The organism is Pantoea sp. X-Soil-ISGK-421 (genome assembly GCF_059730785.1).
Genome location: NZ_AP035979.1, coordinates 1039949 through 1066667 on the forward strand (window position 1 = coordinate 1039949; position 26719 = coordinate 1066667).

The following is a 26719-nucleotide window of genomic DNA, read 5'->3' on the forward strand; positions in this document are numbered from 1 at the left end:
CTTTTGTTTTTCTCTCGCCAGTGACATTGAATGTCGTATAAGCATCCCCATATACTCAATATCCTGTGGGTTTAACTGCAAAACCTCTATTGCGCGGTACCCATCACCTGGCGGACATTAAACTAAGAGAGAGCTCTATGAATCCTGAGCGTTCTGAACGCATTGAAATCCCCGTGTTGCCGTTGCGCGACGTGGTGGTTTATCCGCACATGGTAATTCCGTTGTTTGTTGGTCGGGAAAAATCGATTCGGTGCCTCGAAGCCGCGATGGATCATGATAAAAAGATCATGCTGGTTGCACAGAAAGAGGCTTCAACGGATGAACCTGGCATTAACGATCTCTTCTCAGTAGGGACCGTCGCTTCTGTATTGCAGATGCTGAAACTTCCAGACGGCACGGTAAAAGTGCTGGTTGAAGGTTTACAACGCGCGCACATCACCACGTTGGCTGATAACGGCGACCATTTTGTTGCCCAGGCTGAATACCTTGTCTCGCCAGAAATTGAAGAGCGCGAGCAAGAAGTGCTGGTGCGCACAGCCATCAACCAGTTTGAAGGCTACATCAAGCTCAATAAAAAGATCCCACCTGAGGTATTAACTTCCCTCAACAGCATCGACGATGCGGCCCGTCTGGCCGACACCGTAGCAGCGCATATGCCGCTGAAACTGGCTGATAAACAGTCCGTGCTGGAGATGTCCGACGTCAATGAACGTCTGGAATATCTGATGGCGATGATGGAATCAGAAATCGATCTGCTGCAGGTTGAGAAGCGTATTCGCAACCGTGTTAAAAAGCAGATGGAGAAAAGCCAGCGTGAGTACTATCTGAATGAGCAAATGAAAGCCATTCAGAAAGAGCTGGGCGAAATGGATGACGCGCCGGATGAATATGAGGCGCTGAAACGTAAGATTGAAGCGGCCAAAATGCCGACCGAAGCGCGTGAAAAAGCCGAAGCTGAATTGCAGAAGCTGAAGATGATGTCACCGATGTCGGCAGAAGCGACCGTGGTACGTGGCTACATCGACTGGATGGTTCAGGTTCCATGGGTTGCGCGCAGCAAGGTGAAAAAAGACCTGCGTAAAGCGCAGGAAACTCTGGATATCGACCATTACGGTTTGGAACGAGTCAAAGACCGTATCCTTGAGTATCTTGCGGTACAGAGTCGCGTCAGCAAAATCAAAGGGCCAATTCTGTGCCTCGTTGGACCGCCAGGCGTGGGTAAAACCTCGCTGGGACAGTCGATTGCTAAGGCAACCGGACGTAAATACGTGCGTATGGCGCTGGGTGGCGTGCGCGATGAAGCGGAAATTCGCGGACATCGTCGTACCTACATTGGTTCTATGCCAGGTAAACTGATCCAGAAAATGGCAAAAGTTGGGGTTAAAAACCCGCTGTTCCTGCTGGATGAGATCGACAAAATGTCTTCTGACATGCGTGGCGATCCAGCTTCGGCGCTGCTTGAGGTGCTGGATCCTGAGCAGAACATCGCGTTCAACGATCACTATCTGGAAGTGGATTACGATCTCTCTGACGTCATGTTTGTGGCGACCTCGAACTCCATGAACATCCCGGCACCGTTGCTTGACCGTATGGAAGTTATTCGTCTTTCGGGTTATACCGAAGATGAAAAACTGAACATTGCGAAGCAGCATTTACTGCCGAAACAGATCGAACGTAATGCGCTGAAAGAAAAAGAGATCACCGTCGACGACAGTGCGATTGTTGGCATCATCCGCTATTACACCCGCGAAGCGGGCGTGCGTAGTCTGGAGCGCGAACTCTCTAAGCTGTGCCGTAAAGCGGTTAAAACGCTGCTGATGGATAAGTCGAAAAAACACATCGTGATCAACGGCGATAACCTCAAGGATTTCCTTGGCGTGCAGCGCTTTGATTACGGTCGCGCAGAAAGTGAAAGCCGTGTGGGTCAGGTGACCGGACTGGCGTGGACGGAAGTGGGTGGCGATCTGCTGACCATTGAAACCGCCTGCGTGCCAGGTAAAGGTAAGCTGACATACACCGGTTCGCTGGGCGAAGTGATGCAGGAATCGATTCAGGCCGCGCTGACTGTAGTGCGTGCGCGTGCTGAGAAACTGGGCATCAACGGTGATTTCTACGAGAAACGTGATATCCACGTGCACGTGCCAGAAGGTGCGACGCCGAAAGATGGTCCGAGCGCCGGTATCGCCATGTGCACCGCGTTGGTGTCATGCTTAACCGGTAACCCGGTGCGTTCTGATGTGGCGATGACCGGTGAAATCACACTGCGTGGTTTGGTTCTGCCGATTGGTGGCCTGAAAGAGAAGTTGCTGGCGGCACACCGTGGCGGCATCAAAACCGTGTTGATCCCGGACGAAAACAAGCGCGATCTGGAAGATATTCCGCAGAACGTGATTGCCGATCTGGATATTCATCCGGTGAAGCGTATTGAAGAAGTGTTGAACCTGGCACTGGAAAATGCGCCTTACGGCATGCAGGTTGTGACCGCAAAATAGTGATTAGCGGCATAAACCGCTAAAAAGCGAAGCTGGCAGGCAAAATGGTGCTTGCCAGCTTTTTTTTGTGCCGCTAACTTAGTGGGCTGCTGGATCAACGAATAAGATGAATACCGTTGTTTCAGCTCCACAGGCTTGATATAACTTGCTGCGCGTTCGCACCGGGCGGGAAGCGCGGGTGCGATGTGAATAATAAAAGAGGGGATGAAGAGAGTGAATAAGTCACAGTTGATCGACAAAATTGCTGCAGATGCTGACATTTCTAAAGCAGCAGCGGGACGTGTTTTAGATGCATTCATGGACTCCGTTACCGAAGCTCTGAAAGGCGGTGATGAAGTGGCACTGGTTGGTTTCGGTACTTTCTCTGTACGTGAGCGTGCAGCTCGTACAGGCCGTAACCCACAAACGGGCAAAGAGCTCACCATTCCGGCTGGTAAAGTTCCGGGCTTCCGTGCAGGTAAAGCACTGAAAGATTCCGTCAATTAATGACCGCTGATACATCCATTGAAGCATTTTCTTCCGTGGATTGAGGACGCAAAAGCCGTTCTCATGTAACATACGGGCACATCATTTTTGATGTGCCTTTTTTATTCTTGATGCGCGGCGATAGCCTTTGGTTGTTGTCTCCGCATGGTTGCCAACTGCCAGCCTGAACAGCAGTTGCACGATGATGACATCGTGTTAGAGCTTTACATTCACACTACAGCGGAGTGTTGTCATACCATGATGGACAATTTACGCGCGGCGTCGAATCATGTCGTGCTCAAGATTATTCTGGGATTGATCATCCTGTCTTTCGTACTTACCGGGGTGGGCAACTACCTGATCGGTGGCGGCGGTGATTATGCTGCCAAAGTTAACGGTCACGAGATCAGCCGTGCAGAGCTGGAGCAGGGTTTTAACAACGAGCGTAATCGTCAGCAGCAGATGCTGGGCGATCAATTCTCGCAGTTAGCCAGCAACGAAGGCTACATGCAGCAGATGCGCCAGCAGGCGCTATCACAGCTGATTGATCAGGCGTTACTTGATCAGTACATCAAAGATCTGCACATCGGTATCAACGATGATCAGGTGAAACAGGCGATTTTCAATCAGAAAGCCTTCCAGACCAACGGTAAGTTCGACAACGCCAAATACAGTGGCCTGATCACCAGCATGGGCTTCACCGCTGACCAATATGCCGAAGCACTGCGCAAGCAGCTGGCGACGCAGCAGCTGATTAACGCCATTGCCAACACCGATTTCATGCTAAAAGGCGAAACCAGCAAGCTGGTGGATTTGGTGTCACAGCAGCGTGAAGTACGTCAGGCGGTGATTGATGTTAACGCGCTGGCAGCTAAACAGACGGTCAGCGACGACGAAGTCAGCCAGTATTATCAGCAGCATCAAAACAGCTTTATGGCACCCGAGCAGTTCCGCGTTAGCTACATCAAAATGGATGCCGCTAGTATGCAGGAAACGGCCAGCGAAGCAGACATTCAGAGCTGGTACGATCAACATAAAGCGGATTATTCCCAGCCACAGCGTAATCGCTACAGCGTGATCCAAACCAAGACGGAAGCTGATGCTAACGCCGTAGTGGATGCGCTGAAAAAAGGTGAAGATTTCGCCGCGCTGGCGAAGAGCAAATCTATTGATCCCATCTCAGCCCGTAAAGGCGGTGACATGGGTTGGCTGGAGCCGAGCACCACGCCAGACGAGCTGAAAAACGCCAATCTGACGCAGAAAGGCCAACTTTCTGGTGCGATCAAATCGTCTGTTGGTTTCCTCGTGGTACGTCTGGATGATATCCAGCCGGAGCAGGTTAAGCCTTTAGCCGATGTTCACAACATTGTTGCGGACAAAGTAAAGCAAGAGAAAGCGGTTGATGCTTTCTACAAAGTTCAGCAGAAAGTGAGCGAAGCCGCTAGCAACGATAATGAATCGTTAGCGGGCGCAGCGCAGGCTTCCGGTCTGAAAGTGGTAGAAACCCAATGGATTACGCGCGATAACCTGCCCGATGAGTTGAATTTCGATCAGGTTAAGCAGGCCATCTTTAATGGTGGTTTAGTTGGCCAAAATGGTGCGCCGGGTAATAACTCTGACATCATTTCAGTGGATGGCGATCGTGCCTTTGTACTGCGTATCAGCGAGCACAAACCGGAAGTGGTGAAGCCGTTGGATCAGGTAAAAGCACAGATTGTGGATACGCTGAAACACGATAAAGCGACACAGCAGGCAAAAGCGCAGGCAGACAAGCTGCTGGCCGAACTGAAAGCCGGTAAAGCGGATGCGCTGCAGGCTGCAGGATTGACGCTTAGCGCCAGCAAATCCTTTGATCGCAATGCGCAGGATCCGGTTGCGCAGTCAGCCTTCAATCTGCCACAGCCTGCCGACAATAAGCCGTCGTGGGGTGTAAGCGAAGATATGCAAGGCAATGTGGTGCTGGTCGCGCTGGACAAAGTCAGCGCGGGCAACATGCCGCAGGCGCAGACCGATGAGATGGTGAAAGGCGTGACGCAGAATAACGCGCAGATTGCCTTTGAAGCGCTGCTGGAAAACCTGCGTAAAGAGGCGAAGATTAAGTACGGTGCCGCTGCACAAAACCAGTAAGCCTCACAAAAAAAGTTAAATCACTGCAATATCGAAAGGCCGCTTATGCGGCCTTTTCCATTTCTTTAATTGCCCTTTTGAGCCTAAATTCTAGCTGTGACACCCTGCTGTTGCTGTCAAACACAAGGAGAAACACAGCATGGTGAAATCAACTTTTCAAGCCCTATGTATTACGCTGGCGCTGGGTGGCGCAGTTTATACCACCGGACTGGCGGCTGCCGAAAGTCCCAGTGAAACGCAGGCGACGCAAGTCTCAACGCCACAGGAAGGACAAGTCAGCATCAATGCCGCCACCGCCGAACAGCTTGCGGCTGGCATGAACGGTATCGGCCTGAAGAAAGCGCAGGCTATTGTCAGTTATCGCGAACAATACGGTCCATTTACCGCTATTGAACAACTCAAGGAGGTGCCGGGCATCGGCAGCGCCCTGATTGAACGCAATAGCGCCCGGCTTAAACTGTGAAGCATCTCGCGACTTTGAAGGATTGAAAAAGCCCGGATTCAGGCTGTGCTATGCTCAACAGGTCTTACCAGTTGTCATTCTCAGCCTGAACAGGAGCAACAATGCAAACCACTATCAAAGTGCGCGGTTATCATCTGGATGTTTATCAGCATGTGAATAACGCGCGCTATCTGGAGTTTCTTGAAGAGGCGCGCTGGCAGTGGCTGGAGGAGGTCAATGCCTTTCATTGGCTGATGGAGCAGCAGCTGGCATTTGTAGTAGTGAATATCAACATCAACTATCGTCGTCCGGCGGTATTGGGCGACGTACTGAACATTGACAGTGAAGTGTCACAGCTCAGCGGTAAGAGCGGTGTCATCGCACAGCGGGTAGTGCTGGCAAAGGATGATTCGGTGGTGGCTGATGCGGCGCTGACCTTTGTCTGCATTGATCTACGCACGCAAAAAGCGGTGCCGATGGAAGGGGAGCTGCGTGAGCGTCTGGCGTCATTAATGGTCGAGAATGAATAACTGGCGCCGTTGACGCCAGTTTTAACTCGCCGCCTGAATTAGTTGAGGCTGCTTTTTTGCTTCATTGCTGCCATCACGGTCAATGCGTTAGCCTGATATTCCGCCAGTCCACGCGCACGCAAATGACAGGCTGCGCATTCGCCGCAGCCATCGCCTTTCACCCCGTTGTAGCAAGTGAGGGTTTCAGCGCGTACCAGCGGCAACTGTTGCCAGTAATCGGCCAGCGCCCAGGTTTCTGCTTTATTCAGCCACATCAGCGGCGTTTCAAAGCGAATGTTACGCGCCATGCCAAGGCTGACGGCGTTATTCAGTGCCTTAATAAACTCGTCGCGGCAGTCCGGGTAACCAGAGAAATCGGTTTCACACACGCCGGTGATCACCGCTTCGGCTTCAACCTGATAGGCATAAATTGCGGCCAGCGTTAAAAACAGAATATTGCGGCCCGGTACAAACGTACTCGGCAAACCGCTGGCATTCGGATCGTAGGTTGGCACGGGAATGTTGTCGCGCGTCAGGCTGCTGACGGCTAACTCGTTGAGTAGCGTAACGTCCAGCACTTTGTGCGCACGCGCGCCCAGTTTTTGCGACAGTTCAGCCGCAACCTCGATCTCTTCCCGATGGCGCTGGCCATAATCAAAGGTGACGCAGTGCACTTCATCGTAGTGTTGCAGCGCCTGAATTAAACAGGTGGTGGAGTCTTGTCCGCCACTGAATACCACAACGGCTCGTTTCATTTTATCTTCCCCAAAAATCAGTGCGCCTATGGTACTGGCTCGGACGCAGGCTGAACAGCACTGGCTGTGGTTGGCGGTGGAATCCAGGCGCGAGTGAAATCAAACCATCCCAGGCTATTAAGCTGAATGCCCTCCACGCCGGGCGGGGCAAAAACCTGATAGCGATAGTTAAACAGCGGCAGCAAGTAGCCATCGCGCATCAGTTGCTGAAACAGTTGCTGAGTCAATTCACCACGCTGCAACGCATCAGGTTGTTGGGCAATAGCGCTAAGCGGCGATTGCAGTACCTTTTCGCGCAACGGCTGCCAAACCGGATCGTTCTCTAGCCAATTCACCAGCGTAAACAACGGGGCATCGCCAATTAGCCGGTCGCCCATCACCACATCGGCCTCACTGAGATCGATGTCGTCGCGCCAGCTTTTGACATCATGGAAGATGCAGGTGAGGGCGCAGCCATGGTGTGCCAGCAGAGGGATCAGCGCCTGCGCCATCACATGCAGTTCGACCGGCAAATGGTAATGCAGCGTCAGGGTTGGCGGCAGTGAAATCCTTTCTCTTTCTGCACGCGGCACCGGCCAGCCAGGGAGCAGCTCAAGGCTGGGTGTAATCAACCCCTCATCCAGCGGCAATTGCTGAATCACACCGCTGCGCTGAATCAAGGCAATCAGCGATTGGGCCTGTTCGGCACTAAAGTGGGCCGTGACGCGGGGCGCCAGATAACAAAATCCCAGGCTGATACTGCGATCAACCGGACGCAGTGAGCCGAGTTCGTCAGGATCGCCAATCGCGATTTGCACTGGATGACTGCAGCTGGTGCCGAGATCGCGATCGAACAGTTGTGGCGTGATCCAGTATTCCATCCGCTGGATCAGCGGGCGCTGCAAATGCCAGCGCGCATGGCTCTCCAGCCGCACCATTTCTGCGGTGAAATGGGTGAGCTTCCAGGGACCGCTACCAATGTCGGCGAATTCAGGATGAGGTAACAGACAAAACTGGTGCGCCAGCCGTTGCGGCAGCCAGTAATCGCTTTCGCGCAACTGAATATGTATCGCCAGTGGATGCGGGGCTTCAATCTGATCTATTGCCGCCAGCAGGCGCGAACCGCGCGGCGATTGCATAATCTGCTGCAACTGCTCAACTAACTGTGCCGCCTGCACCGGTTCATCGTTATGCCAGCTGAGCTGCGGGCGCAGCCAGAAGTACCAGTCACGACCGCTGGCATCATGCTGCCAATGGTGAGCGATATCGCCTTCAACATCATTATCGCGAAAACGTGTCAGGCCGGAGAAAACCTGCCGTGCCAAATGCTGCTCAGCGCGTCCGGTCAGCTGGAGCGGGCGTAACGGTTCCATCGCCCGATAATAAGGAATGCGCAGCACGGGCGATTGATTCTGCCATTGCCCGCCCATCAGCGGCCGCAACATTCTCACCAGTCGCTCGGGATGCAGATCGAGTACTTGCAAAGCTTGAACCGCTTCGCCGTCATCAAGTTGCTGCGTTAATAGCTGTTGACGTAATTGCTCCGGTGAGAGCAAAAAAGTCAGCTCGCCCTGTTTGCCGCGTCCGGATTCGCCACGCCACCGCAGCCAGCCCGCATTCTGCCACTGGCGCAGCAGGGTGCGCACATGGCGCTCGCTGCAAAAGCAGTGTTGAGCGATTGCTGCAACGCTGAGACGTTGCGTCTCGCCGTGGCTGAGTTGCCACAAACGCTGAAACTGATTAATACGATGAAGTTCACGCACAGTTAAACCCGGAACATTTTTTTAAAAGTATTCACTATTAGTTCCGTAATTACCAGGCGATAGTCAGTCCCTCACACCGACAGGAGAATTCGCATGGCTCGCCTCGCAGCATTTGATATGGACGGCACATTGTTACTGCCTACGCACCGCTTAGGTAATGAAACGCTGGCAAGTCTGCATGCGTTGCATCAACGCGGCGTGACGTTAGCGTTTGCCACCGGTCGTCATCTTATGGATATGCAGCGAGTACGCGAACAAATCACCTTGCCTGCGTGGCTGATCACCGGCAACGGCACGCGTATTCACGATCTGGAAGGGAATCAACTTTACGGCTGCGATGTATCGCCATCGGTGGCGGAAGAGGTGATGCATACGCATTGGCAGACGCCAGCGTCGATTCATATTTTTAACGATGAAGGCTGGTTTACTGATAAACCGCCGCTCGGCGCGCTGGAAGCGCATGCCATGAGCGGCTTCCATTATCAGCTTCGTGATTTGCGTCGCATGTCAGCGCATGAAGTCACTAAGATCTGTTTTATTGCGCCGCATGAAATGTTACAGGCGTTAAGAAGTGAATTGCAGGCCGCGCTGGGCGAGCGAGCGAACATTTGCTTCTCTGCGTGGGATTGTCTGGAAGTGTTACCGGTCGATTGCCATAAAGGCGCGGCGCTGGAGCGTTTGTGCCAGCATCTTTCGCTGTCGCTGGCGGATTGTATGGCGTTTGGTGATGCCATGAACGATCGCGAAATGCTGGAGCGTGTCGGCAACGGTTTTATTATGGCTAACGCGATGAATCAACTGAAAGCTTCGTTGCCGCATTTACCGATTATCGGACATTGCGAGACACAGGCGGTGTCTCACTACTTAAATCACTGGATGACCACACCACACCTCGATTATTCCCCCGAATGCTGAGGCTTACAGTGAACCGGACAGGACGTCCGGTTTTTTATTGTAGTTCGCGCACCCAAGGCGCAATATCGCCGATGTTCTGCTTCACCCACTCCACATTGTAATAAGTGTCGGGATAGCGCTCACCGCTGTCACACAGTAATGTCACCAGAGAACCTTGCTCGCCGTTTTCCCGCATGCGTTTTGCCACCTGCAACATGCCCCAGAAGTTAGTGCCGGTTGAGGCGCCAGGACGACGTCCCAGCACCCTTTCCAGCTGCAGCATAGCGGCGACGGTCGCGCCATCCGGAACTTTCATCATCTCGTCAATCACGTCTGGTAAAAATGACGGTTCAACGCGCGGACGACCAATCCCTTCAATCAGGCTGCCGCGCTCGCTGCGCAGCGTGTTGTCACGGCAATGCCAATAATCGAAGAACACCGAATGCTGCGGATCGACCACCAGCAGGCGCGTATCGTGGCCCTGATAGCGGATGTAGCGACCCAATGTGGCGGAAGTTCCACCCGTGCCAGCGCTCATAATCAAGGTATGCGGTATCGGGAACGGTTCGTGAGACATCTGACGGAATATGCTTTCGGCAATATTGTTATTACCGCGCCAGTCGGTCGCACGCTCGGCATAAGTGAACTGGTCCATAAAGTGGCCGTTTAGCTCGCGCGCCAAACGATCTGATTCGCTGTACAGCTGGCAGGGATCGGCGACGAAATGACACTCGCCGCCGTAAAATCTAATCATCTCGATTTTACGTTTGGCGGTGCTGGCGGGCATCACCGCGATAAACGGCAGGCCAAGCAGTTGTGCGAAGTAGGCTTCCGAAACCGCCGTGCTGCCGGATGAGGCTTCAATGATTGGCGTATTTTCGTGGATCCAACCGTTCGCCAGGCCATAAAGAAACAGTGAGCGCGCCAGGCGATGTTTCAAGCTGCCGCTGGGATGCGTGCTTTCATCCTTCAGATAGAAGTGAATGCCGGGAAAATCATCCAGCTTAAAGCGGATCAGATGCGTATCCGCAGAGCGCTGAAAATCGGCGTTAATTTCATTGATAGCATGGCGAACCCAAGGCGTTTGCATAGTGCATTTCCATAATCATCATTGCGCCCAGTGTAAGGCACTGGCAGGAAAAAGAGGTTGCTTTAATCGGGCTATAATGGTGCGCTTAGAGAAAATTTTTCTCCGGGAGTGGCAAATGTTAGATAAAACTGACCGCATGTTGCTGGCAATGCTGCAGCAGGATTGCACGCTTTCGCTGCAGACGTTGGCCGATGCGGTGAATCTCACCACCACGCCGTGCTGGAAACGCCTGAAAAAACTGGAAGATGATGGCATTATTCGTGCGCGCGTGGCGCTGGTGGACGGCGAAAAGATTGGTCTGTCACTCACCGCCTTTATGTTTGTTAAAACCCAGCAGCACAGCAGCGAGTGGTTCAGGCAATTTGTCAGCGTGGTGCAACAGATGCCGGAAGTGATGGCGTTTTACCGCATGGCGGGCGAGTACGACTATTTGCTGCGCATTCAGGTGGCGGACATGAAGAGTTATGACAACTTTTATAAGCGCCTGGTGAATGGCGTGCCAGGCCTGATGGATGTGACCTCCAGTTTTGCCATGGAAGAGATTAAATACACCACCGCATTGCCGGTAGCGCCCTAACGGGCAAAGAAAGAGACACGCTTGTGCAATTATTCAGCCAGTTAAGTTGGTATTTTCTGCGCGAGTGGCGGCGATATCTGGGCGCCGTCAGCTTGCTGATCGTTATTGCATTATTGCAATTGCTGCCACCGCATGTGGTCGGTGTGATAGTTGACGGCGTTACCCAGCATGATTTAAGCGCTGGGGACATTTTCATGTGGATCGGCGTGATGCTGGTGACTGCAGTCATCGTCTATCTGCTGCGCTACGTCTGGCGCGTGCTGCTGTTCGGTGCATCCTATCAATTAGCGGTTGAACTGCGTGAAGATTTCTACCGTCAGCTCAGTCGCCAGCATCCAGCATTTTATCTGCGCCATCGCACCGGCGATTTGATCGCTCGCGCCACCAATGATGTCGATCGCGTGGTGTTTGCTGCCGGTGAAGGCGTGCTGACGCTGGTGGACTCACTGGTGATGGGATTGGTGGTGCTGATCGTGATGAGCACACAAATCAGCTGGGAACTGACGTTACTGGCGCTGATACCGATGCCGATAATGGCATTCGCCATCCAGAAAGATGGCGCACGCTTGCATCAGCGTTTCAAAGTGGCGCAGGCGGCATTCTCCAGCCTGAACGATCAAACTCAGGAAAGCCTGACCAGCATTCGCATGATCAAAGCGTTTGGCCTCGAAGATCATCAATCGCAACAATTTGCGGGCATCGCCGCGGATACCGGCAAAAAAAACCTGCATGTGGCGCGCGTGGATGCGCGTTTCGACCCGATCATTTATATCGCCGTCGGCTTCTCCAACTTGCTGGCAATTGCCGGTGGCGGTTGGATGGTGTGGAACGGCAGTTTGACGCTTGGTCAGCTCACCAGCTTTGTGATGTATCTCGGCCTGATGATTTGGCCAATGCTGGCGCTGGCATGGATGATTAATATCGTCGAACGCGGTAGCGCGGCGTGGAGCCGTATTCGCTCATTGCTGGCGGAAGCGCCTGCCGTTGAAGATGGACAGCAAGTGTTGCCGCCCGAACCCGGCGTGATGCAGGTTGCTATTCGTGAGTTCCGCTATCCGGCCAGTTCTGGCCCGGTGCTGAGCCATCTTAACGTCCAGTTAAAACCGGGCCAGATGCTCGGCTTATGCGGGCCAACCGGCTGCGGAAAAAGTACGCTGCTGAGCCTGATTCAGCGCCATTTCGATATCGATCAGGGTGATATTCGCTACCACAATACGCCGCTGACGCAGTTGCGCCTCGATAGCTGGCGCAGCCGGCTGGCGGTGGTCAGCCAGACGCCATTTCTGTTCTCCGATACCATTGCCGCCAATCTGGCGCTCGGCCGTCCTAATGCAACGCAGCAAGAGCTGGAGCACGTGGCGCAGATGGCCTGCGTGCATGACGATATTCTGCGCCTGCCACAAGGCTATGAAACCGAAGTAGGCGAGCGTGGAGTGATGTTGTCCGGCGGGCAGAAGCAGCGCATCGCGATTGCACGCGCGCTGCTGCTGAATGCGGAAATCCTGATTCTGGATGATGCGCTGTCGGCGGTAGATGGTCGCACTGAACATGACATCCTGCATAACCTGCGCCAGTGGGGCAAAGGGCGCACCTTGATTATCAGCGCGCATCGTTTGTCGGCGCTCACCGAGGCCAGCGAAATTCTGGTGTTGCAGCATGGCACCGTGGCGCAGCGTGGCGATCATGACACCCTGGCAGCAAAAGAGGGTTGGTATCGCGATATGTACCGTTATCAGCAACTGGAAGCCGCACTGGATGACGATGAAGTGGCAGAAGGAGTCAGCCGTGGCTAAATCTCAACGTTTATGGCCGACGCTGAAACGTCTGCTGGCGTATGGCAAACCGTGGCGTAAATCGCTGTGGCTGGCGGTCGGCATGCTGTGGATTGCCGCAGCGGCCGAAGTGACCGGACCGGTGCTGGTGAGCTATTTCATTGATAATCTGGTAGCGAAACATCAGATGCCGTGGGGCATTGTCGCGGGCCTGCTGGTGGGCTTTATCCTGCTGCAATTGCTGGCCGCTGGTTTGCACTATTTTCAGGCGCTACTGTTTAACCGCGCGGCGATTGGCGTGGTGCAGCAATTGCGCGTCGATGTGATGAACGCGGCGCTACGCCAGCCGCTGAGCGCCTTCGATACGCAGCCAGTCGGGCAAATTATTTCGCGCGTCACCAACGACACCGAAGTGATCAAAGATCTCTACGTCACCGTGGTAGCGACGGTGTTGCGCGCTGCCGCGTTGATTGGCGCGATGCTGGTGGCGATGTTCTCCCTCGACTGGCGTATGGCGCTGGTGGCGATCGTGATTTTCCCGCTGGTGCTAACGGTGATGCTGATTTATCAGCGCTTCAGCACACCAATTGCGCGTCGCGTGCGCAGCTATCTGGCGGACATCAACAACGGCTTCAATGAAGTGATCAACGGGATGAGTGTGATCCAGCAGTTCCGCCAGCAGGCGCGCTTTGGTGAACGCATGGGCGAAGCCAGCCGTTCGCACTATCTGGCGCGTATGGAAACGCTGCGACTGGATGGCTTTTTATTGCGCCCATTGCTGAGTCTGTTTTCGGCCATGATTTTGTGCGGTTTGCTGATGCTGTTCAGCTTCGCCACGCCGGGCGTGTTTGAAGTTGGTGTGCTCTACGCGTTCATTACCTACCTTGGCCGCCTCAATGAGCCGCTGATTGAGCTGACCACGCAGCAGTCGATGCTGCAACAAGCTGTTGTCTCTGGCGAGCGTATCTTCGAACTGATGGATGCGGATCAGCAGGGTTATGGCAATGATATTCAGCCGCTGGCCTCCGGCAGCATCTCGCTGCGTGATGTGAGCTTTGCTTATCGCGATAATCGCGATGTGCTCAGTAACATCAATCTTGAAGTGCCCGCGCGTAATTTTGTGGCGCTGGTGGGGCATACCGGCAGCGGTAAAAGTACGTTAGCCAATCTGCTGATGGGCTATTATCCGGTGACGCGCGGCAGCATCGAGCTGGATGGCCGCCCGCTGATGCAGCTGTCGCACGCCGCCTTACGTCAAAGCGTGGCGATGGTGCAACAGGATCCGGTCGTACTGGCGGATTCGCTGCTGGCCAACGTGCGTTTGGGACGCGATATTCCGGAAGACCACGTGTGGCAGGCGCTGGAGACGGTGCAGTTGGCCCCGCTGGCACGCAGCATGGCGGATGGCATTCATACGCGTTTAGGCGAGCAGGGCAATAATCTGTCGGTTGGGCAGAAACAGTTGTTGGCGCTGGCGCGCGTGTTGGTGTCATTGCCGCAGATTCTGATCCTCGACGAAGCGACGGCCAATATCGATTCCGGAACTGAACAGGCGATTCAGCACGCGTTACGCGCACTTCGCCAGCACAGCACGCTGGTGGTGATCGCGCATCGACTTTCCACCATCACGGAAGCCGATCAGATTTTAGTGTTGCATCGCGGTCAGGTGGTTGAGCGTGGAACGCATGCTGAACTGCTGGCTGAGCAAGGCCGCTACTGGCAAATGTATCAGCTGCAGCAGGCGGGCGATGAACTCGCGGCGGGCATCCCCGTACAATCCGAAGGGTGAATTGCACCTTTTTTGCACAGTTTTATCGGAATGTTCTGTATTGATGCACTTCTTTGAGGCTTAAAGCACCAAAGGAGTGCAAAATTGCAACACTGCTCCTCGCTACCCTCCCTAATTTGCGCCGCGCTTCACATAACGAAGCGTGATGCAGCGCGCCTATGCTGCTGACATTCCCCTTTTTTTATTTATGGCACAACCTTTGCTTATATCCCTATGTGTCCGCGAGACTCACTCAATTTCTTATCCGGAGGGGAACGTATGAAGCTGGTTACCGTGGTAATCAAACCATTTAAGCTGGAGGACGTGCGTGAAGCCTTATCCTCTATTGGCATTCAGGGGCTGACAGTTACCGAGGTCAAAGGTTTCGGTCGCCAGAAAGGTCACGCAGAGCTTTATCGCGGTGCCGAGTACAGCGTTAACTTCCTGCCAAAAGTAAAAATTGATATCGCTATTGCGGACGACCAACTTGACGAAGTGGTCGATGTCATCAGCAAAGCCGCGTATACCGGCAAAATTGGCGACGGCAAGATTTTCGTCGCAGAACTGCAGCGCGTCATTCGTATTCGTACCGGCGAGACCGACGAAGCAGCACTGTAACTGGGGCTCTGAATTGTGATGGGATGGAAAGAAATGAATAAACTGATAACGAAGTTGGGCCTCACCAGCCTCGCGCTGTTACCGTCTCTGGCGATGGCGGCAGCGCCTGCCGTCGCGGATAAAGCCGATAACGCCTTTATGATGATCTGTACCGCGTTGGTACTGTTTATGTCTATTCCCGGCATTGCGCTGTTCTACGGTGGTTTAATCCGCGGTAAGAACGTGCTGTCCATGCTGACCCAGGTTGCGGTGACTTTCTCGCTGGTGTGCGTGCTGTGGGTGATTTACGGTTACTCGCTGGCGTTCAGTGAAGGTAACTCGTTCTTCGGTAGCTTCCAGTGGGCGATGCTGAAAAATATTGAGCTGAAAGCCTTGATGGGCAGCTTCTATCAGTACATTCACGTTGCGTTCCAGGCTTCCTTTGCCTGTATTACCGTCGGCCTGATTGTCGGTGCGCTGGCGGAACGTATTCGCTTCTCTGCGGTACTGATTTTTGTGGTGGTATGGCTGACTCTGGCTTATCTGCCAATCGCACACATGGTGTGGGCAGGTGGCTTGCTGGCGCAAGATGGCGCGCTCGACTTCGCGGGCGGCACTGTAGTTCACATCAACGCCGCGGTTGCTGGTCTGGTGGGTGCTTACCTGGTGGGCAAACGTGCGGGTTTTGGCAAAGAAGCCTTCAAACCACACAATCTGCCGATGGTGTTCCTCGGTACCGCGATTCTGTATGTGGGCTGGTTCGGCTTCAACGCCGGTTCTGCTTCCTCGGCTAACGAAATCGCTGCGCTGGCATTCCTGAATACCGTGGTTGCCACAGCAGGTGCGGTGCTGTCGTGGGTGTTTGGCGAGTGGGCGGTACGTGGCAAACCTTCTCTGCTCGGTGCATGCTCAGGCTTCATTGCCGGTCTGGTGGCGATTACCCCAGCGTGTGGTTATGTTGGTGTCGGTGGCGCGCTGATTATTGGTCTGGCAGGTGGTTTAGCAGGTCTGTGGGGCGTAACAACCCTGAAGAAATGGCTGCGCGTTGATGACCCATGTGACGTGTTTGGTGTCCATGGCGTGTGTGGCATCCTCGGCTGTATCCTGACTGGTGTGTTCGCTTCGTCTTCACTGGGCGGTGTAGGCTACGCAGAAGGCGTGACCATGGGCCATCAGGTGTGGATTCAGTTGTTCAGCGTGGGCGTGACTATCGTCTGGACTGCCGTTGTTGCCTTCATCGGCTTTAAACTGGCGGATATGATTGTCGGCCTGCGTGTTCCGGAAGATCAGGAACGTGAAGGTCTGGATGTAAACAGCCACGGCGAGAACGCTTACAACCAGTAAGAGCCGGGCTAAAGAAGAGCAGTGCGCTAAAATTATAAAAAAACAGAAGGGGCGATGATATCGCCCCTTTTTTTATGCCTCGCGTTGACGCATCACGCCTTCCTGCACCGTGGTGGCTACCAGCCGACCCTCCTGCGTATAAAATTCACCACGCACAAAACCGCGCGCGCCGGATGCGGAGGTGCTCACTACGCTGTAAAGCAGCCATTCAGACAAGTCGAACGGGCGATGGAACCACATTGAGTGATCGATGGTGGCAACCTGCATATCAGCTTCAAGGAAGCCTTTACCGTGCGGTTGCAGCGCGACGGGCAGGAAGTTGAGATCGGAGGCGTAACCGAGCAGGTATTGATGGATGCGACGATCGGCCGGCAGTTCGCCGTTGGCGCGAATCCATACCTGACGCACAGGTTCATCGACGTGGCCTTTCAGCGGGTTATGAATCTGCACCGGGCGAATATCCAATGGACGCTCAGCGAGGAACTTTTCTTTCAGCTTAAGTGGCAAGTGCGCGGCCAGCTTTTTCGCCAGATCCTGTTCTGAGGGGAGATTTTCCGGGCCCGGCACCTGCGGCATGTTGTTCTGATGTTCAAAACCGCTTTCAGGTGCCTGGAATGAGGCCGTCATATAAAAGATCGGCTGGCCATTCTGCACCGCGCTGACGCGGCGTGCGCTGAAGCTTTTGCCGTCACGCAGCGTTTCGACATCATAGATGATGGCTTTTTGGCTGTCGCCAGGACGCAGAAAGTAGCTGTGGAAGGAGTGGATGATGCGCTCTTCCGGCACCGTTTGTTTTGCAGCATACAGCGCCTGACCGACGACCTGACCACCAAACACCTGGCGCAGACCGAGATCTTCGCTCTGACCACGAAACAGGCCTTCTTCCAGTTTTTCGAGATTTAATAAATTAAGCAGGTTATGCAGTGCCTGGCTCATAGCGGATTCCTCAGCGTGACTTATCGCGTCAGTGTGAAAGATCCGACCAGTTGCCGTCAATGATTTTGCCGCGATTTCAGCGGACTGGCGGCCGCTTCAGGCGTAATGCCGATATTTGTGCCAGAATTAAGGCCTGTTCATAAGGAGACGACATCGATGAAACTATGGCAAGTAATTAGCGGTATGACCTTGGCTGCGGCGATTACCGGTTGTGCGGACCACAGCAAGCCGGTAGCCACACCTACACTTGGCTCGGCAGTGGCAGGGCAGCAGACCGCGATCGCGCAGCCGAATGTCAGCGGTTCAGTCTATATCCGCCAGCGCATTGCGCTACCACCGGATTCAGTGCTGACCGTGACACTGTCGGATGCGTCGCTGGCTGATGCACCATCGAAAGTGCTGTCGCAGCGTGTGGTGCGTACGGAAGGTAAACAGGCGCCGTTCCAGTTTGTCTTGCCGTTCAATCCAGCGGATATCCAGCCGAACGCACGCATCCTGTTGAGTGCAGCGATTTCGATTGATGGCAAGCTGGCATTTATTACCGATACGGTGAAACCGGTGATCAATCAGGGCGGAACCAAAGCTGAACTGCTGCTGGTACCGGTAACGAATGTTGCGATGCAAACCCAGCCGGGTGCGGCGACCACAGTGCCGTCGACTTCACCGACGCAGGTGACGCCATCAGCGTCTGTGCCGGCACCGACGAGTTTGTAATCTTCCAGACGGCATAAGCCAAGCGCTCAGGCCCGCTGCCGTGGAGTAAAGCGTCACACGCCATGGATGGCGTGTGCCGAGCGATCAGGGATGAGACAGCGGCTTTACGGAACGGCAGCGGGCTTGAGTGCAACATATTGCACCGCTAATCTTTCTTGCACCGCTAAATCTGCCAGCGATATTTTTCTAATGCGATCTCACCAGCATCACTCACCTCAATCCCTTCCGCTTCCAGCGCATCACGCTGACGAAACAGATCGTCACCTTGCAGTGAAATGCGGCCATGGCGATTGATGACGCGAAACCAGGGCAGTTTGCTGCCTTCCGGCAAACGACGTAGTACGCCACCGACCTGACGCGCTGCGCGCGGCGATCCTGCCAGCAGCGCAACATCCCCGTAGGTGGTGACCTTTCCTGGCGGAATGGCCGCAACAATCTGCCAGACGCGCTCAGAGAAATTGTTATGCTCGCTCATGCGCAGCCTTTTTTTATCGAGGAAAGGGCAAACTTTAGCATGCAGAAGGGTAGACAGCAGCGCTTTGCTGTGTGCTTGAGCAAGAAACCAACGGTTGTCGGGACTACGCTTGCAATTGCCAGGGGGTTACTTGATAATGCCTGCGCTCTCGAAATGAGGGCTTGTCAATGGGGGCCCTGTTGGTTCTCCCGCAATGCTAACTTGTGAACTCGGTCAGATCCGGAAGGAAGCAGCCGCAGCAGGCGACGCGTGTGCCGGGATGTAGCTGGCAGGGCCCCCACCCAATTCTACCTACCTAAAACCCCACTGAATTTAACGCACAAAGAAATCTGGCAATCCTTTGCCTGTGATTCATTCCTTGATTAATACGATGATGTTGCCGATCGGCTGTTAGGGGAAAAACTTAGCGGACGAACTTCCAGACAGAAACCGGTACTTTATCGTAAAGCTTATTCATGGTCAGTTCAGCCAGACGATGATCGGCTGCCGAATAGAATACCGCGAGTTCATTATCAGGTAATTCATACTTGTTTTTTTCGATAACCCGCTCAAGGGTATCGATTGAGCGACAGCGGCGCAGTCGCATCAAATAATCTGTTTTGGTTAAGGCTTGGTTGCTCATAAATAAACCGGTCTCAGTCTGGTGCTAAAAGGAATGGCTAGGTTGTTGGAGATAAGCGCACTCTTCGGCAAACAGATTAAATAAGCGTTTTGCTGAACGCTGCCATCGTTGTAGATCCTGAGTATTGATTCCATAGCTGCTGAACAGCATAAAGGTATCATCAAGATATTCATCGATTTGCGTTATCAGGGCTTCATCTTCAACGTGCTTAATTTTGTAATTCATCGTGAAAGAAGCGATATGCTCAATCAAATCGTTGAGCTGTAAATTGCTTTCAGAAGTAGGATCATTAACCCAGCCGTGATGGCTATCAGTCATTGTCGCCATACTTTCGTCAAACAAGTTCTCACACAGGTATTTAAGCTGGGCAATATCATGCCGTTTCGGTGAGTATTCGTCCATCTTTTTCCCCTCCATAGCTAGCACAGTTACCGCAGCGCGGCGAGATTAGGAAAAGCTACCAGGAAGCGATCTCGAATAAAATGAATTCAGCGACTCCTTAAATGTAATCCACAATCATTAGCTTTGCTCACCTCAATTACCAAATATTACAATTCATCGGCAGGAGAGGGGCGCGCATTGTCAATCACGTCAAACACCAGTGCGCCGGGCTTTACCTGAAAAAACACTTCTTCACGACGATGAGATGTTTCATTTATATCCAGGCAAGGATTAAATAAATTCCAGCGGAAATCGTAAAGCATTTTAAATCGATTGTTGTCGGTTGGATGAATAGAAATAATCTTAACGCTATCGGGAACTAATTGCGCGTTTTGAGAATACCACTGTAAATCGCCGGCTAATGCCTCGGCTATTTTGAGAATATTCCCCTGGATAATTCTTAGCAACTTTTCGCAATCGTCCTCATCCACAGCAATATCACAATGAATAATAGACGGCATTTTGTATCCAGTAAAAGAATGATGTTTCTATCATTGAGCTTATCGCACGACATTGCAAGTCGCTAATAAACAGAAAGAGTAATCGTTGTGATGGGTTTCATAACTCAATCATGCATAAAGGGTAAATTACAGCGGATATCTTCGTGAACGATCAACTTTTGAAACACTTTTGCCCGGGCTCAAAGGAGCCATAATCGGCTATCATAATTGTTATGTTATAACATTATTGGTTGTTGAATATGAATCACAGCGGTTTACTTCTGTCCCTTGGCGGCCGTTTGCTAGTGATGCTGGCGCTGATCGCCTTTCTGGCGTTAGCCTTATGGTGGGGAATGCAGAAATGATGCGTTTCAACCGCTTACAAGCAGGTTACCAAGGCCGCGCAGTGACGCCAGTTGTCGACGGTGAGTTGGCATCGGGCAGCATGACTGCGCTAATTGGCGCAAACGGCACGGGCAAATCGACCTTATTGAAAACCATCGCCGGCTTACTGCCGCCGATTTCCGGCAACTGCGAATTACAGATCCCACGCAAAGCGCTGGGTTGGTTACCGCAACGCACCGAACTTGAAACTCGCTTCCCTCTAACTGCCTATGAGCTGGTGGCGATGGGCTGTTGGCCACGCTGCGGCTGGTTTGGTGGCATTAATAGAGGCTTGCGCCTGGAAATCGATGCCGCGCTGGATGCGGTGCAGATGCGTGAGTTTGCCGATGCTCAGCCATCAACCTTATCCGGTGGGCAGCTACAGCGCGTGCTGTTCGCGCGCTTAATGCTGCAGCGCAGTCAGCTCTGGCTACTGGATGAACCCTTCAACGGCATCGACACGCAAACCGTCACTCTATTGATGTCGATCCTCGAGCAGCAGCAGCAGGCGGGCACCACATTATTGGTGGTGTTGCACGATCGTCCGCTGGTGGCGCGTTATTTCCAGGATGTGTTGTCACTTGATAACGCTGCCTCCGCACTCACACCCCAGCTGCGCAGGGTAGCATCGTGACCTTAATCCAACCTTTTATCGAATTTGGTTTTATGCGCCGCGCACTAGTGGCCTGCGTTGCATTAGCGATTAGCGCCACACCGCTGGGCATTTTCCTTTCGCTGCGCCGCATGAGTTTGGTTGGCGATGCGTTATCACATGCCGTTTTACCTGGCGCGGCTATTGGTTATCTGGTGTCGGGATTATCGCTGGTGGCAATGGGCATCGGTGGCCTGATTGCCGGTTTGGCAGTGGCGCTGCTCTCGGGTGCCGTTAGCCGTTATACGCCGCTCAAAGAGGATGCCAGTTTTTCTGGCTTCTACCTCGGATCTCTGGCGCTTGGCGTCACGCTGGTATCGCTGCGCGGTTCCAGCGTCGATCTGCTGCACGTGTTATTCGGATCGCTGCTGGCGGTAGATAACGCGGCCATTCTGCTGGTTGGTGGCATTGCGGCTTTCACCTTGCTGCTGCTGGCGGTGATTTTTCGCCCGCTGGTGATTGATGCTTTCGATCCCGATTTCCTGCGCGCGCAGGGTAAATGGAGCGCCCCGCTGGTGCACGGCCTGTTCCTGATGCTGGTGGTGCTTAATCTGGTGGCTGGATTTCAGGTGCTGGGCACGCTGATGTCGGTGGGTTTGATGATGCTGCCGGCCACCAGTGCTCGCTTCTGGAGTCGCCATCTGGCTTGCATGCTCGGTATTGCCATGCTGCTGGCGATCGTCTCTGCGTTTATCGGCCTGATTCTTTCGTGGCATTTCTCACTGCCGGCAGGACCGGCGGTGGTGCTGAGTGCTGCGGTGCTGTTTCTGCTTTCTGTTTTGACAGGACCATGTGGCGGCCTGTTGCGCCGTTGATAACGAAACCAATAAGGGGATATGAATGAAAAAGTTACCGCTGAGTCTGGCAATGGGTGCCATGCTGGTCAGCCCGCTGTCGCTAGCGAAAAGTGTTGATGTTGTCGCGAGTTTTACCGTGTTGGCGGATATCGTTAAACAGGTGGGGGGCGATCACGTCACTGTAAAATCGTTAGTCGGCCCGAATGGCGATCCGCACACCTTCGAGCCTACACCGCAGGATAGTCAGGCGCTGTCGAAGGCCGATGTGGTATTTGTTAGCGGTTTAGGGATGGAAGGATGGATGGACCGCTTGATCAGCGCATCAGGCTACAAAGGCACAATTGTGGTGGCATCCAACGGGGTGAACACGCGCAAAATGGAAGAGGACGGTAAAACGGTTACCGATCCTCACGCGTGGAACAGCATGCAAAACGGTGTGATTTACGCCACGAATGTGATGAATGCGCTGATCAAGGCGGATCCACAAGATGCGGCTGAGATTCGCAAAAGCGGTGAAAGTTACATTCAGCAGTTGCAGAAGCTGGATAGCTGGGCGAAAAACGCGTTTGCTGAAGTGCCGAAGAATAAACGAAAAGTGCTGACCAGCCATGATGCTTTTGGCTACTTTGGCCAACGCTACGGCGTTAGTTTTCTTGCGCCGGTTGGCTTCTCTACTGAAGCGGAAGCCAGCGCCAGCGATGTGGCGTCGATCATTACGCAGTTGAAGGCCGAACACATTAAAACCTACTTCATGGAGAACCAGACCGATCCGCGCCTGGTGAAACAGATTGCCAGCGAAACCGGCGCCCAGCCGGGGGGAGAACTTTTCCCTGAAGCGTTATCTGAAGCAAATGGTCCAGCGGCGACCTATGTCGCAGCGTTCAGACACAATGTTGACGCCATATTGCAGAGCATGAAGTAAAAAAAAAGCCGGGGAGCATCCCGGCCAATTATCACGACACTTTCCTACCTTTTTTTCTTTCTTCCCTGAACCGCCTTAAAGCGCGGATTAGTTTTGCAAATGACATAGATGCGACCTTTACGGCGCACCACTTTGCAATCTTTATGGCGTGTCTTCGCAGACCGCAATGAACTTAATACCTGCATGCGTGTTCTCCCGCGTTACTTGTTGCGCGTCAGGAAGCTGCCGAAACGCTGGTTGAAGCGCGCGGTGCTGCCTTCTTTGGCAAAATCTTTCTGCTTACCGGTGTAGAACACATGGGATTTCGAGGAGACATCCAGCGTGATGTACGGCAGCACTTCACCTTGATACTCAATGGTGCGCTCGGTTTTGATGGTCGAACCGACTTTGAAGTACTCGTTGGCCGAGGTGTCGTGGAACACAACAGGGCGATAAAGGGGATGAATATTCGGTTTCATGATAACCTCGTTATGTAATGTTATACTATAACAATATTATGAGCCCGAAAACGTGTGATTGCAACCGTGTTAAACGCAGGGGTTTGTTAGGGCAGGGAAGCGCGAATAAAAAAGGCCGCATCAGCGGCCTTTTAGGGAAGGGTAAAACTTAGTGTTTGTGCTCGACAGGATGACTCTGCTCGATATCGCCCTTATTCTTACTGAAGCGGCGACGTACCACCACGAAGAACACCGGAACGAAGAAGATAGCCAGCGCTGTGGCTGTTACCATTCCGCCCATTACGCCAGTACCTACCGCGTTTTGCGCGCCAGAACCCGCACCGGTGCTGATCGCCAGCGGCATTACACCAAGGATGAAGGCGAGAGAGGTCATCAGAATCGGACGTAGACGCATACGGGATGCTTCGAGTGTCGATTCCACCAGTCCTTTGCCTTCCTTCTCCATCAAATCCTTAGCGAATTCGACGATCAGGATGGCGTTCTTCGCCGACAATCCTATGGTGGTCAACAAGCCCACCACGAAGTAAACGTCGTTACTCAAGCCGCGTAAAGTCGTGAAGAGCAGTGCACCGACAACACCCAGCGGTACCACCAACATGACCGAGAACGGAATTGACCAGCTCTCATACAGCGCGGCCAGACACAGGAACACGACAATCAGCGAGATGGCATACAGCGCCGGTGCCTGGTTACCTGACAAGCGTTCCTGATAAGACATGCCGGTCCAGTCGTAACCGATACCCGCAGGCAGTTTTCCGGCCAACTCTTCCATCAGGTTCATGGCATCACCGGAACTCTTGCCTGGTGCAGCCTGGCCAAGAATCTCCATTGATGGCAGACCGTTATAACGCTCCAGACGCGGCGAACCATACTGCCACTTCGCCGAAGAGAAGGCGGAGAACGGAACCATGGTGCCGCCACTGTTGCGCACGAACCACTTACTGATATCGTCCGGCAACATACGTGAATCAGCCTTGCCCATTACGTACACTTTCTTCACGCGACCACGGTCAATGAAGTCGTTAACGTAAGAACCGCCCCATGCTGAAGCCAGAGTGGTGTTGATGTCTGACAGCGACACACCCAATGCCTGCGCTTTTTCCTGATCGATGATCAGTTTGTACTGCGGCGTATCTTCCATACCGTTTGGACGCACGCCTACCAGCGTATCCGGATGTTGGGCAATCATGCCAAACAGCTGGTTACGTGCGGCGGTGAGCTTCTCGTGACCCAGGTTGCCCTGATCGGTCAGCATGAAGTCGAAGCCGGTAGCATTACCCAGTTCGATAATTGCGGGTAAGTTGAACGGGAACACCATCGCATCTTTGATTTGACCGAGCGCCTGCATGGCACGTCCGGCAATCGCAGGGACCTTCAGGTTGGCATCGCCACGCTCATCCCACGGCTTGAGGCTGACGAACGCGATACCGGTGTTCTGTCCACGTCCGGCGAAGCCGAAGCCGTTAACGGTAAACACGGAATTCACGCTGTCTTTCTCTTTGGTCAGGAAGTAATCCGTCACCTGATCCAATACCTTCTGGGTGCGTTCCTGGGTTGCGCCGGCCGGCAGCTGCGCCTGCGCCAGTAACAGCCCCTGATCCTCTTCAGGCAGGAACGAGGTAGGCAGTTTGATGAACAGATAAGCCATGCCGACAACAATAACCAGATAAATCAGCAGGTAGCGACCAGTGCTACGCACGATATGACCCACACTATCAACATAGTGGTTGGTGCTCTTATCGAACATGCGGTTAAACCAGCCGAAGAAACCGGTGGTTTTACCGTGGTTGCCTTTTGCCACTGGCTTCAGCAAGGTGGCACACAGCGCTGGCGTCAAAATCAACGCCACCAGTACCGACAGCGCCATCGCGGAAACGATGGTGATCGAGAACTGGCGATAGATTACGCCGGTTGAACCGCCGAAGAATGCCATTGGAATAAATACCGCTGACAACACCAGCGCGATACCCACCAATGCACCCTGAATCTGCTCCATTGAACGTTTAGTGGCTTCCTTGGGCGGTAAGCCCTCTTCGGCCATAACACGTTCAACGTTCTCTACCACCACGATGGCGTCATCCACCAGCAGGCCGATGGCGAGCACCATCCCGAACATCGTTAGGGTGTTTATCGAGTAACCAAAAGCACTGATAACCGCAAAGGTACCGAGCAAAACAACGGGAACGGCGATGGTGGGAATCAACGTCGCACGGAAGTTTTGCAGGAACAGGTACATCACCAGGAACACCAGCACGATCGCTTCGAACAGCGTTTTCACCACTTCGAAAATCGAGATTTTAACGAACGGCGTGGTGTCGTATGGATAAACGGTTTTCATGCCTTCCGGGAAGAACGGCTGCAGTTTTGCCAGCTCCGCTTTTACGGCATCCGCAGTATCCAGTGCGTTAGCGCCGGTTGCGAGTTTGATACCGATACCGGAAGCCGGTTTGCCATTATAACGCGCGATGATTTCGTAGTTTTCACCACCCAATTGGATCTTCGCCACGTCACGCAAGCGCACCTGCGAACCATCCTGATTCACTTTCAGCAAGATATTGCCGAACTCGTCTGTTGATGTCAGACGGGTTTGCGCAATGATCGAGGCGTTCAGCTGCTGGCCCGGTACAGGTGGCGTACCTCCCAACTGGCCTGCGGCGATCTGGGTGTTCTGGACTTTCAGCGCGCTGATCACATCCACTGGCGTCAGTGAGAAGTTATTCAGCTTGTGTGGGTCTAGCCAGATACGCATCGCATATTGCGCACCAAACACCTGCGTATCACCGACACCCGGCATACGGCTGACCGGATCTTTGATGTTGGAAGCAACATAGTCAGAAATATCATTCTGCGTCATGGTGCCGTCATCACTGACGAAACCGGCCACCATCAGGAAGCTACTGGAAGATTTCTTAACCTGAATCCCCTGTTGCTGCACTTCTTGTGGCAATAACGGCGTGGCCAGCTGCAGTTTGTTCTGCACCTGAACCTGCGCAATATCGGCATCAGTACCGGATTGGAAGGTCAGTGTCAGCGTCAACGTACCCGATGAGTCACTGCTCGAGGACATATACATCAGTCCATCGATACCGTTCATGTTTTGCTCGATGACCTGCGTCACCGAATCTTGCAGCGTTTTCGCATCAGCACCCGGGTAGGAGGCCTGGATCTCAACCGCCGGCGGCGCAACATTGGGATATTGCTCAATCGGCAGGCTGATAATCGATAGCACACCGGCCAACATGATGATGATGGCGAGCACCCACGCAAAAATGGGGCGATCAATAAAGAACTTAGCCATGTATCA

General features: G+C 53.4%; 27 protein-coding genes and 1 other RNA gene. 16 read left to right on the forward strand and 12 right to left on the reverse strand.

The window, feature by feature from the left end; all coding sequences use genetic code 11:
• Nucleotides 1-137: 137 nt before the first annotated feature.
• Nucleotides 138-2492 carry an endopeptidase La gene (gene lon / locus AC6I8K_RS04680; RefSeq protein WP_064740454.1) on the forward strand — a complete coding sequence of 785 codons (2355 nt, stop codon included), beginning with the start codon at nucleotides 138-140 and terminating at the stop codon, nucleotides 2490-2492.
• On the opposite strand, the gene AC6I8K_RS04685 is transcribed toward lon, so the two are convergent.
• Nucleotides 2462-2791 carry a hypothetical protein gene (locus tag AC6I8K_RS04685; RefSeq protein ID WP_196762386.1) on the reverse strand — a complete coding sequence of 110 codons (330 nt, stop codon included), beginning with the start codon at nucleotides 2789-2791 and terminating at the stop codon, nucleotides 2462-2464. The genes lon and AC6I8K_RS04685 overlap by 31 nt on opposite strands.
• Between AC6I8K_RS04685 and hupB the strand changes: the two genes are divergently transcribed.
• The 4 genes from hupB to AC6I8K_RS04705 all read left to right on the forward strand — a co-directional run bounded on the left by hupB (nucleotide 2706) and on the right by AC6I8K_RS04705 (nucleotide 6056).
• Nucleotides 2706-2978: a nucleoid-associated protein HU-beta gene (gene hupB, locus AC6I8K_RS04690; protein WP_036648244.1), complete on the forward strand. Its 273-nt coding sequence runs from the start codon at nucleotides 2706-2708 to the stop codon at nucleotides 2976-2978. The genes AC6I8K_RS04685 and hupB overlap by 86 nt on opposite strands.
• Nucleotides 2979-3215: 237 nt before the next feature.
• On the forward strand, nucleotides 3216-5084 hold the full coding sequence (gene ppiD, locus AC6I8K_RS04695) for a peptidylprolyl isomerase (protein WP_497826293.1): 1869 nt from the start codon (nucleotides 3216-3218) through the stop codon (nucleotides 5082-5084).
• 139 nt (nucleotides 5085-5223) lie between these two features.
• Nucleotides 5224-5547 carry a ComEA family DNA-binding protein gene (locus AC6I8K_RS04700; RefSeq protein WP_064740455.1) on the forward strand — a complete coding sequence of 108 codons (324 nt, stop codon included), beginning with the start codon at nucleotides 5224-5226 and terminating at the stop codon, nucleotides 5545-5547.
• A 101-nt stretch (nucleotides 5548-5648) separates the two neighbouring features.
• Complete coding sequence (locus tag AC6I8K_RS04705) at nucleotides 5649-6056, forward strand: acyl-CoA thioesterase (protein WP_483816919.1); 408 nt, start codon at nucleotides 5649-5651, stop codon at nucleotides 6054-6056.
• Nucleotides 6057-6094: 38 nt separating this feature from the next.
• Here AC6I8K_RS04705 and queC read toward each other — a convergent pair whose 3' ends face one another.
• On the reverse strand, nucleotides 6095-6790 hold the full coding sequence (queC, locus tag AC6I8K_RS04710; protein ID WP_497826294.1) for a 7-cyano-7-deazaguanine synthase QueC: 696 nt from the start codon (nucleotides 6788-6790) through the stop codon (nucleotides 6095-6097).
• 26 nt (nucleotides 6791-6816) lie between these two features.
• Entirely contained in the window at nucleotides 6817-8532 is a 1716-nt protein-coding gene (locus AC6I8K_RS04715; RefSeq protein ID WP_497826295.1) for an SgrR family transcriptional regulator, read from the reverse strand.
• A gap of 93 nt (nucleotides 8533-8625) precedes the next feature.
• On the opposite strand from AC6I8K_RS04715, the gene cof reads away from it, so the two are divergent.
• The gene (gene cof, locus AC6I8K_RS04720) at nucleotides 8626-9447 is read left to right on the forward strand and encodes an HMP-PP phosphatase (protein ID WP_497826296.1); all 822 of its coding nucleotides are present in this window, start codon (nucleotides 8626-8628) and stop codon (nucleotides 9445-9447) included.
• Between the two features lie 34 nt (nucleotides 9448-9481).
• Here cof and AC6I8K_RS04725 read toward each other — a convergent pair whose 3' ends face one another.
• A complete protein-coding gene (locus tag AC6I8K_RS04725; protein WP_483816922.1) occupies nucleotides 9482-10516 on the reverse strand; it encodes a PLP-dependent cysteine synthase family protein in 1035 nt (344 codons plus the stop codon).
• 115 nt (nucleotides 10517-10631) lie between these two features.
• Here AC6I8K_RS04725 and AC6I8K_RS04730 point away from each other — a divergent pair, with 115 nt between their 5' ends.
• The 5 genes from AC6I8K_RS04730 to amtB all read left to right on the forward strand — a co-directional run bounded on the left by AC6I8K_RS04730 (nucleotide 10632) and on the right by amtB (nucleotide 16574).
• Nucleotides 10632-11093 (forward strand): Lrp/AsnC family transcriptional regulator, encoded by a 462-nt coding sequence (locus AC6I8K_RS04730; RefSeq protein WP_064741189.1) that lies wholly within the window; start codon nucleotides 10632-10634, stop codon nucleotides 11091-11093.
• 23 nt (nucleotides 11094-11116) lie between these two features.
• The gene (locus tag AC6I8K_RS04735; protein WP_497826297.1) at nucleotides 11117-12886 is read left to right on the forward strand and encodes a SmdA family multidrug ABC transporter permease/ATP-binding protein; all 1770 of its coding nucleotides are present in this window, start codon (nucleotides 11117-11119) and stop codon (nucleotides 12884-12886) included.
• Nucleotides 12879-14654, forward strand: a complete 1776-nt coding sequence (locus AC6I8K_RS04740; protein WP_497826298.1) for a SmdB family multidrug efflux ABC transporter permease/ATP-binding protein — start codon at nucleotides 12879-12881, stop codon at nucleotides 14652-14654. Before AC6I8K_RS04735 ends, AC6I8K_RS04740 begins: the two co-directional genes overlap by 8 nt.
• 258 nt (nucleotides 14655-14912) lie before the next feature.
• Complete coding sequence (gene glnK, locus AC6I8K_RS04745; RefSeq protein WP_007886947.1) at nucleotides 14913-15251, forward strand: P-II family nitrogen regulator; 339 nt, start codon at nucleotides 14913-14915, stop codon at nucleotides 15249-15251.
• Nucleotides 15252-15284: 33 nt separating this feature from the next.
• Nucleotides 15285-16574 carry an ammonium transporter AmtB gene (gene amtB / locus AC6I8K_RS04750; RefSeq protein WP_064740463.1) on the forward strand — a complete coding sequence of 430 codons (1290 nt, stop codon included), beginning with the start codon at nucleotides 15285-15287 and terminating at the stop codon, nucleotides 16572-16574.
• 72 nt (nucleotides 16575-16646) lie between these two features.
• On the opposite strand, the gene tesB is transcribed toward amtB, so the two are convergent.
• Nucleotides 16647-17510: an acyl-CoA thioesterase II gene (tesB, locus tag AC6I8K_RS04755; RefSeq protein WP_064740464.1), complete on the reverse strand. Its 864-nt coding sequence runs from the start codon at nucleotides 17508-17510 to the stop codon at nucleotides 16647-16649.
• A 156-nt stretch (nucleotides 17511-17666) separates the two neighbouring features.
• On the opposite strand from tesB, the gene AC6I8K_RS04760 reads away from it, so the two are divergent.
• Nucleotides 17667-18224 carry a YbaY family lipoprotein gene (locus AC6I8K_RS04760; protein ID WP_497826299.1) on the forward strand — a complete coding sequence of 186 codons (558 nt, stop codon included), beginning with the start codon at nucleotides 17667-17669 and terminating at the stop codon, nucleotides 18222-18224.
• 163 nt (nucleotides 18225-18387) lie between these two features.
• Here AC6I8K_RS04760 and AC6I8K_RS04765 read toward each other — a convergent pair whose 3' ends face one another.
• Nucleotides 18388-18699 (reverse strand): MGMT family protein, encoded by a 312-nt coding sequence (locus AC6I8K_RS04765; protein WP_064740466.1) that lies wholly within the window; start codon nucleotides 18697-18699, stop codon nucleotides 18388-18390.
• Nucleotides 18700-18876: 177 nt separating this feature from the next.
• Here AC6I8K_RS04765 and ffs point away from each other — a divergent pair.
• Nucleotides 18877-18973, forward strand: an RNA gene (ffs, locus tag AC6I8K_RS04770) — signal recognition particle sRNA small type.
• 129 nt (nucleotides 18974-19102) lie between these two features.
• On the opposite strand, the gene hha is transcribed toward ffs, so the two are convergent.
• The 3 genes from hha to AC6I8K_RS04785 all read right to left on the reverse strand — a co-directional run bounded on the left by hha (nucleotide 19103) and on the right by AC6I8K_RS04785 (nucleotide 20223).
• Nucleotides 19103-19321, reverse strand: a complete 219-nt coding sequence (gene hha, locus AC6I8K_RS04775; protein WP_007886938.1) for a hemolysin expression-modulating protein Hha — start codon at nucleotides 19319-19321, stop codon at nucleotides 19103-19105.
• Nucleotides 19322-19345: 24 nt separating this feature from the next.
• The gene (tomB, locus tag AC6I8K_RS04780) at nucleotides 19346-19723 is read right to left on the reverse strand and encodes an Hha toxicity modulator TomB (RefSeq protein ID WP_064740467.1); all 378 of its coding nucleotides are present in this window, start codon (nucleotides 19721-19723) and stop codon (nucleotides 19346-19348) included.
• 146 nt (nucleotides 19724-19869) lie between these two features.
• The gene (locus AC6I8K_RS04785; RefSeq protein ID WP_497826300.1) at nucleotides 19870-20223 is read right to left on the reverse strand and encodes a hypothetical protein; all 354 of its coding nucleotides are present in this window, start codon (nucleotides 20221-20223) and stop codon (nucleotides 19870-19872) included.
• 340 nt (nucleotides 20224-20563) lie between these two features.
• On the opposite strand from AC6I8K_RS04785, the gene AC6I8K_RS04790 reads away from it, so the two are divergent.
• Genes AC6I8K_RS04790 through AC6I8K_RS04800 form a run of 3 tightly spaced genes read left to right on the forward strand, consistent with a single transcriptional unit; the run spans nucleotide 20564 to nucleotide 22957 of the window.
• Nucleotides 20564-21220, forward strand: coding sequence for a metal ABC transporter ATP-binding protein (locus tag AC6I8K_RS04790; protein WP_064741190.1), 657 nt, complete (start codon nucleotides 20564-20566; stop codon nucleotides 21218-21220).
• Entirely contained in the window at nucleotides 21217-22053 is an 837-nt protein-coding gene (locus tag AC6I8K_RS04795; protein ID WP_483816925.1) for a metal ABC transporter permease, read from the forward strand. The genes AC6I8K_RS04790 and AC6I8K_RS04795 overlap by 4 nt, the downstream gene beginning before the upstream one ends.
• 25 nt (nucleotides 22054-22078) lie before the next feature.
• Nucleotides 22079-22957 carry a metal ABC transporter substrate-binding protein gene (locus AC6I8K_RS04800; RefSeq protein WP_483816926.1) on the forward strand — a complete coding sequence of 293 codons (879 nt, stop codon included), beginning with the start codon at nucleotides 22079-22081 and terminating at the stop codon, nucleotides 22955-22957.
• A gap of 44 nt (nucleotides 22958-23001) precedes the next feature.
• On the opposite strand, the gene ykgO is transcribed toward AC6I8K_RS04800, so the two are convergent.
• From ykgO to AC6I8K_RS04815, 3 genes are all read right to left on the reverse strand, one after another.
• Nucleotides 23002-23142, reverse strand: coding sequence for a type B 50S ribosomal protein L36 (gene ykgO / locus AC6I8K_RS04805; RefSeq protein ID WP_008103894.1), 141 nt, complete (start codon nucleotides 23140-23142; stop codon nucleotides 23002-23004).
• Nucleotides 23143-23157: 15 nt separating this feature from the next.
• Complete coding sequence (locus AC6I8K_RS04810; RefSeq protein WP_064740471.1) at nucleotides 23158-23415, reverse strand: type B 50S ribosomal protein L31; 258 nt, start codon at nucleotides 23413-23415, stop codon at nucleotides 23158-23160.
• Nucleotides 23416-23563: 148 nt separating this feature from the next.
• Nucleotides 23564-26713, reverse strand: a complete 3150-nt coding sequence (locus AC6I8K_RS04815; protein WP_497826301.1) for an efflux RND transporter permease subunit — start codon at nucleotides 26711-26713, stop codon at nucleotides 23564-23566.
• Between the last annotated feature and the right edge of the window lie 6 nt (nucleotides 26714-26719).